General features: G+C 62.4%; 2 protein-coding genes. Both read right to left on the bottom strand.

The annotated features are described in order from the left end of the window. Positions 1–428: SPFH domain-containing protein (locus AC3ZU9_RS31475; RefSeq protein WP_490091798.1), on the bottom strand; the 428-nt coding region annotated here is incomplete at its 3' end. Further along, on the bottom strand, positions 428–853 hold a 426-nt coding region (locus tag AC3ZU9_RS31470), incomplete at its 5' end, for an SPFH domain-containing protein (protein ID WP_490091797.1). The genes AC3ZU9_RS31475 and AC3ZU9_RS31470, both read right to left, overlap by 1 nt.

Here is an 853-nt window from a genome sequence, read left to right as displayed (position 1 = left end):
AGCGCATCACGCTCACCGGACACCACCTCGTGCAGGGTGCGCTTACCAAACTGGTCACGCAGGCCCGATTCCAGACGGCGCGACAAACGCTCGTCGGCAATCTGCTTGAGGCCGGAGGTCGCGGTGTAGAAGCGCTCGGCATCCTTGACGCGCCACTTGGCGTAGGCGTCAACCATCACGGCTTTCTTTTCCAGGGTCAGGAAGCGCTGTGTAGGTGCATCCAGGGTCATCAGGCGCGCGTCGAACTTGCGCACCTGGTTGACGTAGGGGACTTTCACATGCAGGCCCGGCTGGACATCCGCCTGGACCACGCGACCGAATTGCAGCAGCACCGCACGCTCGGTCTGAGCCACGATGTAGAAGCAGTTCCAGGCAGCGATGACCACGACGACGCCCACAATCAGGGCGGTCAGCGATTTATTGCTCATCAACGACTCTCCCTGGTACGTGTTTGCTGTTGCAGCAAGTCGGCGGCCGCACGGGCGCTCGCTTCGTTGGCAGCGGCATTGGAACCGGTGGACGGTGCGCTGGTGCTGCTACGACCACCTTCGATCATCTTGTCCAGCGGCAGGTACAGCAGGTTGTTCTGCCCACCTTTGCTGCCGGTCACGAGGACCTTGCTGGTGTTGCTGAAGACTTCCTGCATGGTGTCCAGGTACAGACGCTCACGCGTCACCTCTGGAGCCTTGCGGTACTCGGCAACCAGCTTGGTGAAGCGATCCGCCTCACCCTTGGCGCGGGAGACCACTTCGTCGCGGTAACCATTGGCATCCTCGAGGATGCGCTGGGCCTGACCACGGGCTTCCGGCACGACGCCGTTGGCGTAGGTCTCAGCCTGGTTGCGCGAACGCTG

It is taken from the genome of Pseudomonas sp. A39 (genome assembly GCF_058145955.1).
This window is presented reverse-complemented; position numbering and strand designations above follow the sequence as displayed.